A 16310-nucleotide genomic window follows, 5' to 3' on the forward strand; every position below is an offset into this window, starting at 1 on the left:
AGGGACGGCAGGAATGGGAGCCAGTCAGGGCTATTTGCTCGGTGTAGACGCGGGCACATCGGTCGTCAAAGCGGCATTGTTCACGGCGGACGGGCGCGAAGTGGCGGCAGTTGCGCGGCGCACCACGGTCAAGACGCCGCATCCGGCCTGGGCCGAAACCAGCATGGACGAAACGTGGGCGATGGCCGCCAGCGCGATCCGTGCGGTGCTGGCCGAAAGCGGCATTCCCCCCGTGCAGATCGCCGCCATAGGGTTGAGCGGCAATATGGTCGGCGCGTGGCTGATCGATGGACAGGGCCGCCCCGTACGCGACGCGATCCTGTGGGCCGATGGCCGCACCCAGCCGTTGATCGACCGCTTCAGCGCGGCGCAGCCCGGTTTCATGTCGCACATCTTCGACCACTCCGCCAGCGTCATGCAGCAGGGCTGCACCCTGCCCGAACTGCGCTGGCTGGCCGAAAACGAGCCGGACGTTTTAGCGCGCGCCGCAACGCTCGTAGGCTGCAAAGACTGGCTGGCCTACAACCTCACCGGCACGATCCAGATCGATCCGACCGAAGCGCCCGGTATGCCCGGCGACATCCGCGCGCGCGGCTACAGCGACGCGATGATCGCGCTCTTCGGCCTGGACGACTACCGCCGCCTGTTCCCGCCGATCCGGCCCTCGGAGCAGGTGATCGGGACGGTGCAGCCCCGCGCCGCCGCGCTAACCGGCCTGATCGCCGGGACGCCCGTCGTGCTGGGCGCGGGCGACGTGCCCGCCTCGGCGTTGGGCGTCGGTGCGGTCGATCCCGGCGTGGCGTGCTCGCTGCTCGGCACGAACTTTTTGAACTGCCTCGTGGTCGATCAGCCCATGTTCGAGCCGCGCGACGTAGGTGTGTCGTTCCTGCTGCCCGGCGATCGCTGGCTGCGCGCCACGATCAACGTTTCCGGCACGACCAGCCTGGATTGGGCCATCGAGCAGTTCTGTTCAGGCGAAAAAGCCGCCGCACCGTCTACCACCGCGCTGTTCGAGCAGGTCGAGTCGCTGGCATCGGCCAGCCCCCTCGGCGCGAACGGCGTGATTTACCTGCCCTACCTGAGCGCGAACGGCATCATCGCGCCCATCGTCGAACCGACCGCCCGCGCCGACTTCTTCGGCCTGACCAACGAGCACACGCGCGGCGATCTGCTGCGCGCCGTGTACGAAGGGCTGGCCTTCTCGATCCGTGACGGCTACGACGTCATCCCGGCGGACATCCACGAGATCCGGCTCTCCGGCGGCGCGGCCAAAAGCGCATTCTTCTGCCAGATGGTCGCGGACGTCACCGGCAGGCGCGTGCTGGTCCCCGAAGGCAGCGAGTTCGGCGCGAAGGGCGCGGCGCTGCTGGCGGCAGTCGGCATCGGCTGGTTTCCGTCCATCGCGGACGCGGTGCACCAGACCGCCAGCGACTGCCAGCGCTACGACTGCGATCCGGCGGCGCAGTGCGCCTATGAGGCCACCTACAGCACCTATTCCCACCTGCGCGACGCGCTGCGCGACGTCTGGCGCGAGCACGCCGCCCGCACCGCCTGACCGATCTCCTTCATTCTGCGAACCAAACGGGTAAGGCACGACCTTGCCCGTTTTTTTGGCTTTTCCCCTACCCATTCTCGTAGCGCCCACCGGCTACAAAATCTTGTAGTTTATTTGCGAAACGGCCTCCGCTTCTGCTGTACAATGAAACCTGTAGGCGTCAGGAGGACAATCGTGTCGAGAAAACAGCCCCCAAATCCGAAGTTCGGCAAACTGCTCACCGAGGCCGTTTCCAGCGTCGCCAAGCGCAAGCACATGAACATGGAAGTGGTCGAAGAAGAGATCGCGCTGGCCGTCAGCCTGTCCGAAGACCGCAACGATCCGTTGAGCTTCTACACCGTTCAGCGCTGGATGCGCGGCTACCCGCCGGACGAGCGGCGCTTGATGACCATCCTGAACTTCTGCGCGCGTTATGGCCGCATCCGGCACGATCTCGCGCGCAGCATCGTGAACGAAGCGGGTTATCACCACCTGCTCCACGAGCTGCGCGGGCAGGCCGAAGAAAGCGACGTGCCAGGCGCCTCCCGGTTCTACAGCAACCTCCCGCGCCGTCACGCCTCGTTTTGGGGCCGCGTGCAGCAGATCAGCGAGCTTCACCAACTGCTCTCGCCCGAAAATCGCGCGGCGGTCCTGGTCGTGTACGGCATCGGCGGCGTCGGCAAAACCTCGCTGGTGGTCGAAGCCATTCACCAGATGCTTGCCGACCGCCCGCCGTACGAAAAGCCGCCCTACGACGCGGTGATCTTCACCTCCGCGCGCGACGGTCAGCTCCGGCTCGTGGACGTGTTGGACGAGATCGGGCGCGTGCTGGAATTCCCGACCGTTCTACGCCAGTCGGACGACGAAAAGCTGGCGTTCGTGCAAAACCTGCTGCGCCAGTTCCGCGTGCTGCTGATCATCGACAACTTCGAGACGATCGAAGACGCGCGGCTGCGGCGTTTCGCGCTGGAAGGCGTGCCGGAATTTAGCAAGGTGATCATCACCACGCGCGATTACCACCCCGGCCTGTGGCCCGCGACGCACGCCCTGCACCTGACCGGCCTGGACGACGACGAAGCGCTGGGTCTCATCCGCGACTGGGCGCGCGAGCACAACCTGTCGCCGGTCGTTGCCGCCGCCGATGTCGAAGTTCAGCCGCTGCTGGAAGCAACCGAAGGCAACCCCTGGGCGCTGCTGATGTCCCTGGGTTTCATCGCCCACCGCAAACAGCCGCTCGATCTCGTCCTGCAAGATCTGCTGCAAGGGCATGGGGCCATCTTCGAGCACATGTTCAGCACCATCTGGGAGTTACTGGACGAAGACGAGCGCCGCATCCTGCTGGCCTTATCGTGTTTCGCCAGCACCGGCACGCGCGACGCCATCGGCACGACAGCGGACGTCGAAGGTTACAAGCTCACCGCCGGGTTGGGTCGCTTAACCGAGCTGTCGATGATGTCGGTAGAAGACGTGCGCGCCGGGTCGGATGCGCGCTATCACTTACACCCGCTCACGCGCGCCTTCGCGCAGTCGATGGCCGAGCGCACCGGGCAGCTGGACACGCTGCGGATGCGGTGGCTGGCGTGGTGCGTCGATTTTGCGGAGCCGTTCGGCGGTGAAAGCTTCGACGTGGTGACGCTGCACACGCTGAGCGCCGAGCAGGAAAATCTGATGGCCGCCACGCGCTACGCGCTCCAGATCGGCGCCTTCGACGAATGCATCCGGCTGGTGACGGCGATCTGGCATCATCTCTACGTCGTGGGCGACTGGAACCGCCTGATCCAGCTCATCCTCGACATTCTGAACGCCGACGGACTGCCCAGCCCCAGCGAACAGCCGCGCCTGCTGACGCTCAAGAGCTTCCTGGAGTATTTCTACTACCTGAAGGAGCCGACCTCGCACGAGGTTCTCGACCAGCTTCGAGACATCGAGCAGGCGATCCGTGCGCTGGGTGACGAATCGCTGCTGTTAGACTCGAACATCCTGAACTATCTGACGCAGGCATACCTCACCGCCGGGGAGCACGAACAGGCGCGCAAATACGCGGAGCAGCACATTGCGCTGTGCCAGCGTTTCATCAACCTGCGCGGCGTCATCTCCGGCCAGTACAACTTAGCACGCGCGCTGCACGACCTGGGCGAGCTGGACAAGGCCCAGCAGATTCTCACCTCGCTGATCCGCGAGGCGGGCCTGATGCAGTGGGAGCGCGCCGTCGGGCACTGCAACCTGTGTCTGGCGCAGGTCCTGCGCGACCAGGGCCGCGAGGAGCAGAGCCACAAGCATTACGAGGCCGCGCTGCAAATCGGGGAGCGATGGGGCGAGCTGCTGCTTCAGGAAATGGTGCTGATCGATCTGGCGATGCTGGCCTGGCGCAACGCCGATAACAACGCCGCGCTCGAATATGCGGAGCGTGCGCGCGACCTCGCCATCCGCCTCGATCTCGAATTCGACAAGTCCAAAATGGACGAGATGGTCGCCGCCATCAACGGCGTCCCCAGCCTCGACGATCAGGCGATGACGTGGGCCAGTGATGGACAGGCAACGATGTTTGCGAAGATGAATGCCGCGCGAGGGTTGATATGAATGCCAGCTTGAGTTCCCGTATGACCGTTGTGATCATTGCCAATCCCGGCACGCTGCGTACGTTCGTCGTCAAAGAGGCGGACGCGCCGCCCGCCGTGCAGCCGGGTGAAACGCACCTCGCGCCCGGCGACGTGATCCGCGTCGAGCGCGCCAACCAGACCGTACGTGTCGTGTCCGGCTGCGCGTGGATCACGCTCGACGGCGAAGACATACTGCTCGAACCGGGCCAGCAGGCAAGCCTGGGCTGCGGGGACGACGCGCTCATCTCCGCGCTCGGTGACGAGCCGCTCGTCTACCGGCTGCACCCGGCCCTTTAGCCATATAGACCTCAGTCACACACGAGCGCGTACCCGCAGCCCAAACAAGGTCCAGGTACGCGCTCCGTTTACTCTCCCTCGCCGAACCTGACGCTCATACTACCCCACCGCACGTACTACCCCGCCGCGTGCAGCGATGCCAGGAACGCATCGACGGCAGCGGTCGGGGCGTCCCCTTCCGCCCCCAACTGGCGGTTCAGTGATGCATGTGTGTGATCGGTCGCGCTAACGACCTCCGCGCGCACGCCCGCATCCTCCAACGCCTGCGCGAACGCGGTCGTTTCCACGCCATGCGCATCCGTCGCGCCCGTATAAACCAGCAGGAACGGCGGGATACCCTTGTCCGGCGCGACATGCAGCGCCGGCGACGCCTGCGCCCAGACAGTTTCATCTGTGCCGAAGGCATTTTCGTACAGCGGCCCCAATCCCCGGCGGCTTTCCCCGCGCGTCACAACGTTGTATGCTGCGCTGTCCAGCGCGATCACGCCGCTCAAAGCGGGCAGATCCGTCCCGGCGGCCTGAAGATACTGCCCGTCCGTGGCTACCAGCGAGATCAGGTGCGCGCCCGCCGAATGGCCCATCAGGTATATCTGGCCGCCGTCGCCGCCATAGGTGGCTATGTTTGCCTGCACCCAGGCGATCGCGTCCGCGACGTCTTGCGCATTATCGGGGAAGGCGATATCGGGGACCAGCCGGTAATTGACACTGACGAACACGTAACCCATCGGGATGAAATGATCGGGCTTCAGGTACACGCTGGTCTTATCGCCCAGACTCCACCCGCCGCCGTGCACGAACACGATCACCGGCGCGTTGGATGCGTCGGGAGCCGCATAAATATCGAGACTGGTATCCTGCGGATCAAATCCGTCGTGCTCGGCATACACCATGTCGCGCGTGATCGATGCCGTCGGTCCGACCTGCGCCGGGGTCATGCCCATCCCAAACAGAAGCGCTGCCGCCAGTAACCACTGAACGATCATAAGGAATCCTCCCCACCTTGAACGATACCAACAACCTACGCCCGAGATGTTAAAAAATATCCGCATCATCGTAAAGGGTCTGTAAAGCAGCAACCACTCATACCAACGATCCCCCTTGACACTGCTTCGGAAATCCGCTACTCTTTGTTATGGGGAACGTTCCCATTTTTGAACCGACTTTGAACGACTCTTGAAAGATTGTTTTGAATGCGCTCAAAACAGCCTACGATTAAAGATGTTGCGCGTCTGGCAGGTGTCTCCAAGACGACCGTCGGGCGGGTCATTAGCGGCGAGCAGGACCGCGTGAGCGAAGACACGCGCGAGCGGGTCAATGCCGCGATCCGTATGCTGGGCTACGAGCGCAACGTCATCGCCACCAGTCTGCGCACGGACCAAACCTTCATCGTGGCGCTGTCGATCCCCGATATCATGAATCCCTTCTGGCCCGAAGTCGCGCGCGGCGTGCAGGACACGTTCGAGGCGCAGGGCTATACCGTCGCGCTGCTCAACAGCGATTGGGACGCCACGCGTGAGGCGAATCACCTCCAGACCGTGCGCCGCAACCGCTTCGACGGCATCGTGCTCAACCCCATCAAGATCACCAACAACGAGCTGAAGTCGCTCAGCACCCCGGCGGTGCTGCTCGGCTCCGGCGACGATTATCCCGATTTCGACTCGGTCGGCAGCAACTCGACCGGCGCGGTCTATACGGCCCTGCGCCATCTGATCGAGTTGGGACACACCCGCATCGGCCTGATCGCGGGCGTCTCGCAGCGCAGCCGCCGCGACACGCGCTATCACTGCTACGCGGACATGCACTACCAGTCCGGCCTGTCGCTCGACGAATCGCTGGTCGTGCGCGCACCCTATTCACGCACCGGCGGCGCGGACGCCATGCGTCAGCTCTTGAGCCTGCCCCACCCGCCCACTGCGGTCCTGGCCGGGAACGACATTCTGGCGATCGGGGCGCTGCTGGCCGGGCAAGGCGCGGGTCTCACCGTGCCGGATGATCTGTCGATCATCGGCATCGATGACATTTATGCCGCCGCGACGACCTCCCCACCGCTGACCACCGTCGCCAAACCCAAATACGAGATCGGCGTGCAGGCCGCAGCCCTGCTGCTCGAAAAAATCCGGGGCGTCACGCACGACGTCCCTCAGAAGCTGCTGCTGGACGGGCATTTACAGGTCCGGCAGACGACCAGCCCGCCCGCCTGATGTTTTTTTGTGTGAAATGGGGAACGTTCCCACTCCTACCCTAACGCTAAAGGACGACGTATGCGCACGCAGGACGAGCTGCACCAGGATAAAGCACTCTTCACCAGTAAAGCCAAAGGCTGCCTGATCGGACTGGCGATCGGGGACGCAATGGGCGACCTTGGGCGCAGCGACGCCTACCGCAGCCGCTATGGCATCGTCACCAATCTCTATCCTGGCGCCAAGAGCACCGACGACACCGAGTTCGGCCTCCTGACCGCCCGCGCCCTGCTGGACTGCGGCGGCGACCTCACGCCCGAAGCGGTGCTGGCCGCGTGGCAGACCCACATCATCGACCAGGGCGGCATCTTCGATCGCGCGGGCAAACCGCTGTACGGCGCGGTGGAAAACATCAAGCGCGGCATCCTGCCCCCGCTCTCCGGCATCGACAACGTGCAGAACAACGATGACGGCGCGGCGATGCGCGTCGCCCCCATCGGCATCGTCGCGGCTGGCGATCCGGCGCGCGCGGCGGAGCTGGCCCGCATCGACGCGGAAATCAGCCACACCCGCGACGGCGTATGGGCGGCGCAGGCGGTCGCGGCGGCGATGGCCGTGGCGATGGTGGACGGCTCCACGGATGAAATTCTCGACGCGGCGCGAACCTACATCCCGACCGACAGCTGGCTGGGCCGCGCGTACGACCGCGCGATGGCGATCTGCGACGCGGCAAACTCGGTCGAAGCTGCCTGGGAAGACCTGCACACCGCGCTCTGGACCCCCGTGCACTCGATGAGCGCCGAAGCGGTCCCGCAGACCTTCGCCCTCTTCCGTCTGACGGACGGCGACTTCCACAAGGGCATGTTCTGGGCGTGCAACTTTGGCCGCGACGCCGACAGCATCGCCGCCATGTGCGGGGCGCTCTCCGGCGCGCGCCACGGCCTGGACGCGATCCCGGCGCGCTGGGTCGAGCAGGTCCGCGTGGCGAGCGGTGTCAGCCTCAAGTTCGTCATGAACGAAGACGTGATCGCGCTGGCGGAGGCGCTGGTCGAGCTGGCGCTCTAGCCGCGCCGGTCCGGTCGGCAGACGCCCACAGGAGAATGGTATGAGTGTCCTGACCAAACGCCTCACACGGAGTTGGACGCAGCTTTCCGACAGCGAGCGGCGTGAAGCTCTGGCCGGTTACATGTTTATCTCGCCGTGGATTATCGGCTTCATCGTGTTTTTCGCGGGGCCGATCATCGCCTCGTTCATCCTGAGCTTCACGCGCTGGAATATCGTCGGCACGCCCAAGTGGGTCGGGCTGGACAACTACCAGCGCATCTTCACCGCCGACCCGTACTTCCGCAAAGCAGTGATGGTCACGCTCAAGTACGCCGTGATCTACCTGCCACTGGAAGTGATCTGCGGCATCCTGATCGCGGTCGTGCTCAACCAGAAGCTGCGCGGCATCGGCCTGTTCCGCACCATGTATTACATGCCCTACATCGTGCCCAAGGTCGCCAGCTCGCTGGTATGGGTCTGGGTGCTCAACCCGCGCTACGGGCTGGTAAACACGATGCTGAGCTGGCTGGGCATCGAGGGCCCGCGCTGGTTGAGCGATCCCAACTGGGTGCTGCCCAGCATCATCCTGATGTCGCTGTGGGGCGTGGGCGGCAGCGCCGTGATCTACCTCGCCGGGCTGCAAAACGTGCCCGACCAGCTGTACGAGGCCGCCTCAGTCGATGGCGCGAACCGCGTGCAGAAGTTCATCAAGATCACGCTGCCGATGCTTTCCCCGACGATCTTCTTCCAGCTCGTGCTGGGGCTGATCGGCACGTTCCAGACCTTCACCCCGGCCTTCATCGCCGCGGGACGCAGCGGCGGACCGCTGCAATCGGGCCTGTTCTACATGCTCTACATCTATAACCGATCCTTCGAGTCGATGCGCATGGGCTACGGCTCGGCCCTGGCCTGGATCATGACCGCGTTCATTATGGTGGTCACGCTGCTGGTATTCCGCAGTTCGAACTATTGGGTTTATTACGAGGCGGAGCGCAAGAGGACCAAATAATGCAGCTAAGCAATCGTCTTCATATGGGTTTGCGCGGCCAGCAGCGCTTCAACAACATTTCCGGCTACACGGTCCTGATGGTGCTGGCTGCCGTGTTCATGGTCCCGCTGTACTGGATGTTCTCGACCGCGCTGAAAACGCAGAACCAGACGTTCGCCATCCCGCCGGAATGGATTCCCAACCCGGCCAAGTGGGATAACTTCTCCGCGGTGTTCGACGAAGTGCCGTTCGCGCGGTTCTACGCCAATACGCTGTTTCTGGTCGCCGCCAACATCGTCGGCCATCTCGTGTCGGTGACGGCAGTCGCCTACGGGTTTGCGCGGCTGCGCTTTCCTGGCCGCAATATCCTGTTCCTGGTCATGCTCTCGACGCTGATGATCCCCTATCAGGTGACGCTCGTCCCGCGCTTCATCATGTTCTCGAAGCTGGGGCTGATCAACACCTACTGGCCGCTGATCTTGCCCGCCTTCACGGGCAGCCCATTCCTGATCTTTCTGGTGCGGCAGTACATGATGAGCATCCCGTTCGACCTGGACGAAGCCGCCTACATCGACGGCGCGAGCCGCTTCGACGTCTTCTGGCGCATCATTCTGCCGCTCACTCGCCCCGCGCTGATGCTGGTCATCGTGTTCACCTTCATCGACGTGTGGAACGACTTCTTGCAGCCGCTGATCTATCTCAACGATCCCAACATGTTCACCGTGTCTCTGGGCCTCAGCTTCTTCCAGGGCGCGCGCGAAACCAACTGGAACCTGCTGATGGCCGGTTCGGTCCTGGCGATGATTCCGCCGCTGATCCTGTTCTTCTTCGCACAGAAACAGTTGATCGGGGGCATTTCGGTCGATGGTTTGAAAGGCTAATGCACGGGTTTCCGTATGCACATCGTGGCGACAGCCCGAAGGAGGTGAAGGCCACGGAGGGAAACAGAATCGCACGTTTTTCAGCAACTTTTCCGAGACATTTTTAGGAGACTGCTCACAATGAACAAGCGCACATGGATTATTCTGCTGGTGATCGTCGCCATGCTCGTTCCGGCGGCAGCGATCCAGGCCCAGGATGACGAACCCGTCACCATCACGTGGTGGAGCACCGAGCGCGGGCGTGATACCGCCGCCACGCGCGACCTGCACTTCCAGTTGGCCCGCGCCTTCGAAGAATCGCACCCCGGCATCAGCGTCGCGGTGTCGCTCTTCCCCAGCCGCGCCTTTAACACCCGCGTCGCCACCGCCATCGCGGCGGGCGAAGGCCCCGACATCTGGACCACCTACTATGCCGCCGACGTGGCCGATCAGGGCTTCCTGGAAGACCTCACGCCCTATATCGAAGCGTCCGAGCTGATCAACCCCGCAGAAGACTGGTTCCCCATCGCGCAGCAGCGCACGGTCTACGAAGGCGACTACTACGGCATCCCGCGCGATGCGGTGGCGTCGTTCATCGCCTACAATAAGGACATCTTCGACGCGGCAGGCGTGGCCTACCCCGAAGACGGCTGGACGGTCGAAGACTACCGCCAGCTCGCCCTCGAACTGACCGACGCAGAGAACGACCAGTACGGCGTCGGCGCGATCAACGGCGGCGAAGGCTGCATGATGTGGTCGGCCATGTCGTTCAACCTCGGCACGGACGTGATCAGCCCCGATGGTAAGGACGTCGTCGGCTACATGGACACGCCCGAAGCCGCGCAGGCGTGGAGCTACTGCCTCAGCCTCGTGACTGAAGACAAGGTTGCGGCCCCGGCGGAGCTTCAGGATCAGTACGGTGAATTGGTGTTCCTGTCCGGCAACGTCGCCATGCAGTCCGTGTCGAACTGGGAACTGCCCTCGCTGACGGATGACGCCACCTTCAACTGGGGCGTCGTCGCGCCGCCGCGCTACAGCGCCGACGAGCCGGGCATCGCCTGGACCGACTCCTACGCCCACTACATGTGGTCGGACAGCAAGCACAAGGACGCCGCGTGGCAGTTCATCGAGTGGCTGGGCGCGCACGACGCGCAGCTCATGGCCGCCGAAGCGGGCATCTGGCCGTCGAACAGCCCCGCCGTCTGGCAGGAACTCGGTTGGGACACCGACCCGGTCCTGAGCGTGCCCTATGCCGAGCTGCAAAAGGAAACGCACGTCGCCAACTACCTGCGCTCGCAGTACTTCTGGGACTGCGTCTATCCCGCGTTCGACAACGTGCGCGTGCGCTGGATTCAGAACGGCGAGCGTGACCTCGAATCGATGTTGAGCGAAGAAGCGCAGACCGCCCAGTTCTGCCTGGACGACAACTACGACTTCTAATTCCACCGTCTAAACCGGAACGACGTGCGGCCCCTTTTTGTCCCCGGAGAGGGGCCGCGCGCTGAGTAAGTCCCCACCCCACGCACACGAAAAAGCAGCAAACAGAGATTGGGGAACAGGGGATAGGGATCAGGGAAAAGCAAGCGCGACGCTCGGCCCCGCCAACCCTGTTGAACAGGGATCCGAAAACAGCAGCCGGGCGGGTTGATGCGGGTTGATTGTTCAAGTCGGAACCGCTAGAGGACGGGTTGCAAACCCGCCTCTACAAATCCCGGTGAGTTTGATTGTCTCCCCTCTCCAACCTGGATTGGAGAGGGGCCGGGGGTGAGGTCGCGGTGATCCGCATTCATTTGTTAAATAGCATCAACCCCGCCCCACCAAAACCCAATGGGCGCTGTTTCTCCCCTCTCCAACTTGATTGGCTGAGGGGCCGGGGGTGAGGGTCGTAACAGACACGATTTAAGTGCAGGGAGCGAAACGAAGGCGAGGCATGGTAAGCATACCTTCTGACTACGATGAACGGGTCTATGCAGGTTGGGTCGGCAAGTGTATCGGCGTACGGTTCGGCGCGCCGCTCGAAGGCTGGACCTACGACGACATCCGCAGCAACCTGGGCACGGTAGACACCTACCTGAACGAAGCGCCCGGCAAGCTGTTCAAGCCCGACGACGACACGGCCCTGCCCATGATCCTGATCCGCGCGCTGCAAGACGCCGGCGCATCGCCGGACCTGACCGCGCAGCAGGTCGCGGACGCCTGGCTCAACTACCTGGGCGACCAGCAGGGCACGCTGTGGTGGGGCGGCTACGGCGTCTCGACCGAACACACCGCTTACCTCAACCTCGCCAGCGGCATTCCCGCCCCGCGCAGCGGCTCGATCACGCAGAACGGCGCGGCGCTCGCGGAACAGATCGGCGGGCAGATCTTCAGCGATATCTGGGGCCTCGTCGCGCCCGGCGATCCTGCGCTGGCGGCAGATCTGGCCGCGCGCGCGTCGAGCGTCTCGCACGACGGCAACGGCATTTACGGCGGGCGCTTCATCGCGGCCCTGGTCAGCGCCGCGTTCGCGGAACACGATCCGCTCACCCTGATCGAGATCGGCCTGTCGCTCGTCCCGGCGGAGAGTGAATTCGCCCGCGTCACCCGCGCGATGGTGGACTTTTACAGCGCGCATCCCGGCGACTGGCACGCTTGTTACGCCTATTTGAAGGCCAACTTCGGCTACGACCGCTATCCCGGCGAGGTGCACATCATCCCCAACGCGGGCGTCGTGGCGATGGCCCTGGCCTACGGCGAAGGCGATTTCACACGCACGATCCAGATCGCCAATATGGCCGGGTGGGACACCGACTGCAACGTCGGCAACGTCGGCGCGATCATGGGCGTGGCCGTCGGCCTGGACGGCATCGAATGGCGCTGGCGCGAGCCGATGAACGATCTGTTGGTCGCGGCCAGCATCATCGGCACGCGCAACCTGCTGACTATTCCCCAATGCGCGGACCTGTTCTGCACGCTGGGTCGCGCGCTGGCGGGCGGACCCGCAGCCCCGGCGCGTCCCCGCTACCACTTCCACTATCCCGGCTCGACCTCGAACTTCCACGCGGAAGGCGAGCGCGGGCGCGTGATCGAGCTGCGACAGTCCATGCTGGCCGATCCGAACGGGACATTGCAAGCCAGCGTGCGTAAGCTCAACAAAAAGGGCGAGCTGCGCATCTACACCGACACCTACCTGCGCCCCGGTATGCTCAACGGCAACTACTACGGCGCGACCTTCACCCCGCTGATTCACCCCGGCCAGACCGTCACGGCGGAGGTCTTCGTCCCTGCGAACGCGCCGGACAATCTGCACGCGGGCCTGTTCGTCTATGACGATAATTATAAGGAGACGCACCAGTCTCCCGGCGAGCTGCTCACCCCCGGCGCATGGCACACCCTGCGTTACACCGTGCCGGAGCTGGCGGGCGCGTGCCTCTCACGCGTAGGCGTCGTGGTGCGCAACCTGGGCGAGAATTGGGAAACGGGCGCGTTCCACCTGCGCGCGCTGGACTGGTCCGGCGATCCGGCCTATGCCGTCGATTTTGCGCGGGAGCGCGCCGAAGGCAGCTGCATCAGCCAGTGGACCAAGCTGCGCGGCTATTGGCGGCTCGAAGACGGCGCGTATCACGGCAGCGGGATCGGCCTGTGCGAGACGTACACGGGCGACATTATTTGGCGCGACTACACCGTGACGGCGGTCCTCATCCCGCTGATTGGCGATCACCACTACGTCAACGTGCGCGTGCAGGGCGCGCAGCGCTCCTATGCCTGCGGCCTGGGGCCGGATGGCACTCTGGCGATTTATCGCAAACAAGGCCAGGACTACGAGCGCGTCGCGGAGGCGGCGTTCGCGTGGCATCACGGCGCGCGTTATACGCTGCGCGTCACGGCGCAGGAAAGCATCATCACGGTCGAGGCGCACGGCGACGAAGGCCGCACCGTGCTGGCCTTCACCGATCCCGCGCCCTATCTCAGCGGTCAAATCGGCCTTTCGACGTGGCACGGCAGCCATACCCGCTGCGAAGCGTTCAACGTTGCGCCCGCCGTGGGTGAAATGGAAGCGTAAACGCATGGCAAAACTGCACGAATATCAGGGCAAGGCGCTGCTGGCACAGTTCGGCATCCCGATCCCGCGCGGCGGGGTCGCGGCCAGCGCTGGTGAGGCGCGCACGCTTGCGGCGGAGATCGGCGGACCGGTCGTGATCAAGGCCCAGGCGTGGGTGACCGGGCGCGCCGGGATGGGTGCAATCCGCTTCGCGGACGATCCGGCGGCGGCGGGCGATGCGGCAGCGGCCATCCTCGGCATGACCATCGGCCACTTCCCCGTCGAGCAGGTGATGGTCGAGGAGCGGCTGGACATCGCCCAGGAATTTTACGCGGGCGTGATCATCGACGACCAGTCCCGCGCTCCGGTCATGATCTTCAGCAGTCTGGGCGGCTCCGGCGTGGAAGTCATCGCGCGCGAGCATCCCGACCGCGTTGCGCGGCAGGCCATCGACATCCGCCTCGGCCTGCGCGATTTCGAAGCACGCGAGCTGGTCCGGCGCACCGGGCTGCACGGCGATTTGCTGCTCAAGCTGGGCGGCTTCCTGCCGAAGCTCTACGACGCCGCCCGGCACTACGACGCGCGTGCGGCGGAGATTAACCCGCTGGTGCTGACCGCCGATGGCCGTCTGATGGCGGCGGACTGCCGCTTCACCATCGACGACTACGCCGTGTTCCGCCACCCGGAGCTTGAGATCAGCTTCGCGCGCGAGCTGGATCGCCCCCCGACGCCGCTGGAAAAAATCGCGTGGGACGTGGAGCGCGGCGACTATCGCGGCACGTTCTTCTTCATTCAGATGGAGCAGGATTTCGCCTCTGGTGAGGGCGTGGTCGGCTTCCACGGCGCGGGCGGCGGCGGAAGCATGATGAGCATGGACGCGCTGCAAGCGCACGGCCTGCGCATCGCCAACTTCGTGGACACGAGCGGCAATCCCCCGGCCAGCAAGGTTTACCGCGCGGCGCGCATCATCCTCAGCCAGCCCGGCATCGACGGCTATTTCGCCAGCGGCAGCGGCGTCGCCAGCCAGGAGCAGTTCCATTCCGCCCGCGCGCTGGTCAAAGCGTTTATGGAAGAACCGCTGGCCGTCCCGGCGGTGATCCGGCTCGGCGGCAACGCGGAAGAACAGGCCATCGCCACCTTGCGACGCGCCCAGCCGGAACTGCCCGTACCGGTCGAAGCCTACGGCAAGGACGACTCGCCCGATTTTTGCGCCGCGCGTCTGCGCGACCTGATCGCGGAAGGCAGCGCCGCGCCCGGCGCGACGTCCGGTTACGCCCGGCGAAATCCGCAGGAGCCATACAGTTTCGAGACGATCACGGGCGGCACGGTGACCTACGACTACGCACGCTGCCGCGACTGCGAAAGCAAAGCCTGTATCACATCGTGCGTGCCGCAGATCCTCTCGCTCGACGGCGACGTGCCGGTGCTGAACATCACCCGTGACGCAGCCAAACGCGGCGGCTGCATCGAGTGCCTGGCCTGCGAAGTCGAGTGCTATTTCGAGGGCAACAAGGGCGGTTACGTCGATCTGCCCATCGCCGGATTGGACGCGTACCGCGCGCAGCAGGAGAAGGTGACACATGGCGATCCTCATTGATGCGACGAAACGCGTGCTGGTGCAGGGTATCACCGGGCGCGAAGGGCTGGCGCGCACGCGCCTGATGGCGTCCTATGGCACGCAGGTCGTGGCGGGCGTCACGCCGGGCAAGGGCGGCCAGACGATCGAGGGCATCCCCGTCTACGACACCGTGGGCGAAGCCTGGGAACAGTCCGGCCCCATCGACATCAGTGTGCTGTTCATCCCCGCGCCGCTGGTCAAAAGCGCCGCGCTGGAATCCATCGCCGCCGGGATAAAACTGCTGGTCATCGTGCCCGACCGCGTGCCGATCTACGACGTGCTCGAAATCGCGGACGCCGCACAGCGCGCCGGAGCGTTGTTCGTCGGCCCGAACACCCTCGGCGTGCTCAGCCCCGGCCAGGGCGTGCTCGGCATGATGGGCGGGCGCGCCGCCAGCGCCCGCGAATGGTTTTTCCCCGGCCCGGTAGGCATCTCTAGCCGCAGCGGGGGCATCACCACCAGCATGGCGTACTATCTCGCCCAGGCGGGCATCGGCGCCTCGACGCTGGTGCACGTCGGCGGCGACCCGATCGTCGGCCTGCCCCATCCCGCCGTGATGCGCCTGTTCGAACAGGATCCGGCGACGAAAGCGATCGTGATGTTCGGGGAGATTGGCACGTCACAGGAGGAGCAGGTCGCGGACTTGATCGAGGCGGGCGCGCTGACCAAGCCCGTCATCGCCTACATCGGCGGCAAGAGCGCGCGCAGCGGCACGCGCTTCAGCCACGCGGGCGCGATCATCGAGGGCGGGCGCGGCACGCACGAGGGCAAAGTCGCCCGGCTGCGCGACGCGGGTGCGACGGTCGTGGACGCCTTCAACAACATTCCCGCCGCCACGCGTGACGTACTGGCGCGCATCGGCGCACTGGAACCGAAAGGGGCTGTTTCGTGAGCGAGCACGACGATTTGCACTGGAATTCGGCCATCACGCAGGTGCAGCCCAACGAAGTGCGGCTGCGCGGCTACCGCATCGATGAGCTGATGGGCCGCGTCACTTTCGCGCAGGCGATCTACCTCGCGCTGACCGGTACGCTGCCCACGCCCGAAACGGGCCGCCTGCTCGACGCGATCCTGGTCGCCTCCATCGACCACGGCGCGACGCCGCCCTCCGCCCTGGCCGCGCGCACCTCCGCCAGCACGGGCGCGCCGCTCAACGCGGCGATCGCGG

At 64.7% G+C, this 16310-nt stretch carries 12 protein-coding genes and 1 pseudogene; 12 read left to right on the top strand and 1 reads right to left on the bottom strand.

Annotated elements, in window-relative coordinates; genetic code table 11:
• The first annotated feature begins 13 nt into the window (after nt 1-13).
• The 3 genes from V7116_RS09985 to V7116_RS09995 all read left to right on the top strand — a co-directional run bounded on the left by V7116_RS09985 (nt 14) and on the right by V7116_RS09995 (nt 4431).
• A complete protein-coding gene (locus V7116_RS09985; RefSeq protein WP_324391771.1) occupies nt 14-1555 on the top strand; it encodes an FGGY-family carbohydrate kinase in 1542 nt (513 codons plus the stop codon).
• Nucleotides 1556-1729: 174 nt separating this feature from the next.
• Nucleotides 1730-4114, top strand: coding sequence for a tetratricopeptide repeat protein (locus V7116_RS09990; RefSeq protein WP_324391772.1), 2385 nt, complete (start codon nt 1730-1732; stop codon nt 4112-4114).
• A gap of 20 nt (nt 4115-4134) precedes the next feature.
• Nucleotides 4135-4431 carry a DUF2917 domain-containing protein gene (locus V7116_RS09995; RefSeq protein ID WP_324391773.1) on the top strand — a complete coding sequence of 99 codons (297 nt, stop codon included), beginning with the start codon at nt 4135-4137 and terminating at the stop codon, nt 4429-4431.
• A gap of 116 nt (nt 4432-4547) precedes the next feature.
• Here V7116_RS09995 and V7116_RS10000 read toward each other — a convergent pair whose 3' ends face one another.
• Nucleotides 4548-5414 (bottom strand): alpha/beta hydrolase, encoded by an 867-nt coding sequence (locus V7116_RS10000; RefSeq protein WP_324391774.1) that lies wholly within the window; start codon nt 5412-5414, stop codon nt 4548-4550.
• A 207-nt stretch (nt 5415-5621) separates the two neighbouring features.
• Between V7116_RS10000 and V7116_RS10005 the strand changes: the two genes are divergently transcribed.
• The 9 genes and pseudogenes from V7116_RS10005 to V7116_RS10045 all read left to right on the top strand — a co-directional run.
• On the top strand, nt 5622-6632 hold the full coding sequence (locus V7116_RS10005; protein ID WP_324391775.1) for a LacI family DNA-binding transcriptional regulator: 1011 nt from the start codon (nt 5622-5624) through the stop codon (nt 6630-6632).
• 60 nt (nt 6633-6692) lie between these two features.
• Nucleotides 6693-7676, top strand: a complete 984-nt coding sequence (locus V7116_RS10010; protein ID WP_324391776.1) for an ADP-ribosylglycohydrolase family protein — start codon at nt 6693-6695, stop codon at nt 7674-7676.
• A 40-nt stretch (nt 7677-7716) separates the two neighbouring features.
• Nucleotides 7717-8664: a carbohydrate ABC transporter permease gene (locus V7116_RS10015; RefSeq protein ID WP_324391777.1), complete on the top strand. Its 948-nt coding sequence runs from the start codon at nt 7717-7719 to the stop codon at nt 8662-8664.
• Nucleotides 8664-9524 (top strand): carbohydrate ABC transporter permease, encoded by an 861-nt coding sequence (locus tag V7116_RS10020; RefSeq protein WP_324391778.1) that lies wholly within the window; start codon nt 8664-8666, stop codon nt 9522-9524. Before V7116_RS10015 ends, V7116_RS10020 begins: the two co-directional genes overlap by 1 nt.
• Before the next feature lie 120 nt (nt 9525-9644).
• On the top strand, nt 9645-10943 hold the full coding sequence (locus tag V7116_RS10025) for an ABC transporter substrate-binding protein (RefSeq protein WP_324391779.1): 1299 nt from the start codon (nt 9645-9647) through the stop codon (nt 10941-10943).
• A gap of 490 nt (nt 10944-11433) precedes the next feature.
• Complete coding sequence (locus V7116_RS10030) at nt 11434-13545, top strand: ADP-ribosylglycohydrolase family protein (protein ID WP_324391780.1); 2112 nt, start codon at nt 11434-11436, stop codon at nt 13543-13545.
• Nucleotides 13546-13549: 4 nt separating this feature from the next.
• Entirely contained in the window at nt 13550-15121 is a 1572-nt protein-coding gene (locus V7116_RS10035) for an ATP-grasp domain-containing protein (protein WP_324391781.1), read from the top strand.
• Nucleotides 15105-16034, top strand: a complete 930-nt coding sequence (locus V7116_RS10040; protein WP_324391782.1) for a succinate--CoA ligase subunit alpha — start codon at nt 15105-15107, stop codon at nt 16032-16034. The genes V7116_RS10035 and V7116_RS10040 overlap by 17 nt, the downstream gene beginning before the upstream one ends.
• Nucleotides 16031-16310 (top strand): annotated as a pseudogene (locus V7116_RS10045) (citryl-CoA lyase); the annotation flags it as partial. The gene V7116_RS10040 and the pseudogene V7116_RS10045, both read left to right, overlap by 4 nt.

This window comes from Aggregatilinea sp. (genome assembly GCF_036822615.1).
GTDB lineage: Bacteria > Chloroflexota > Anaerolineae > Aggregatilineales > Aggregatilineaceae > Aggregatilinea.

Bases quoted from the DNA above. Each gene is read 5' to 3' on its own strand.
- V7116_RS10010 (WP_324391776.1), top strand. From the start codon at position 6,693: ATGCGCACGCAGGACGAGCTGCACCAGGATAAAGCACTCTTCACCAGT.
- V7116_RS10030 (WP_324391780.1), top strand. From the start codon at position 11,434: ATGGTAAGCATACCTTCTGACTACGATGAACGGGTCTATGCAGGTTGG.
- V7116_RS10000 (WP_324391774.1), bottom strand. From the start codon at position 5,414: ATGATCGTTCAGTGGTTACTGGCGGCAGCGCTTCTGTTTGGGATGGGC.
- V7116_RS10020 (WP_324391778.1), top strand. From the start codon at position 8,664: ATGCAGCTAAGCAATCGTCTTCATATGGGTTTGCGCGGCCAGCAGCGC.
- V7116_RS10005 (WP_324391775.1), top strand. From the start codon at position 5,622: ATGCGCTCAAAACAGCCTACGATTAAAGATGTTGCGCGTCTGGCAGGT.
- V7116_RS09995 (WP_324391773.1), top strand. From the start codon at position 4,135: ATGACCGTTGTGATCATTGCCAATCCCGGCACGCTGCGTACGTTCGTC.
- V7116_RS10040 (WP_324391782.1), top strand. From the start codon at position 15,105: ATGGCGATCCTCATTGATGCGACGAAACGCGTGCTGGTGCAGGGTATC.
- V7116_RS10035 (WP_324391781.1), top strand. From the start codon at position 13,550: ATGGCAAAACTGCACGAATATCAGGGCAAGGCGCTGCTGGCACAGTTC.
- V7116_RS09985 (WP_324391771.1), top strand. From the start codon at position 14: ATGGGAGCCAGTCAGGGCTATTTGCTCGGTGTAGACGCGGGCACATCG.
- V7116_RS10025 (WP_324391779.1), top strand. From the start codon at position 9,645: ATGAACAAGCGCACATGGATTATTCTGCTGGTGATCGTCGCCATGCTC.
- V7116_RS10015 (WP_324391777.1), top strand. From the start codon at position 7,717: ATGAGTGTCCTGACCAAACGCCTCACACGGAGTTGGACGCAGCTTTCC.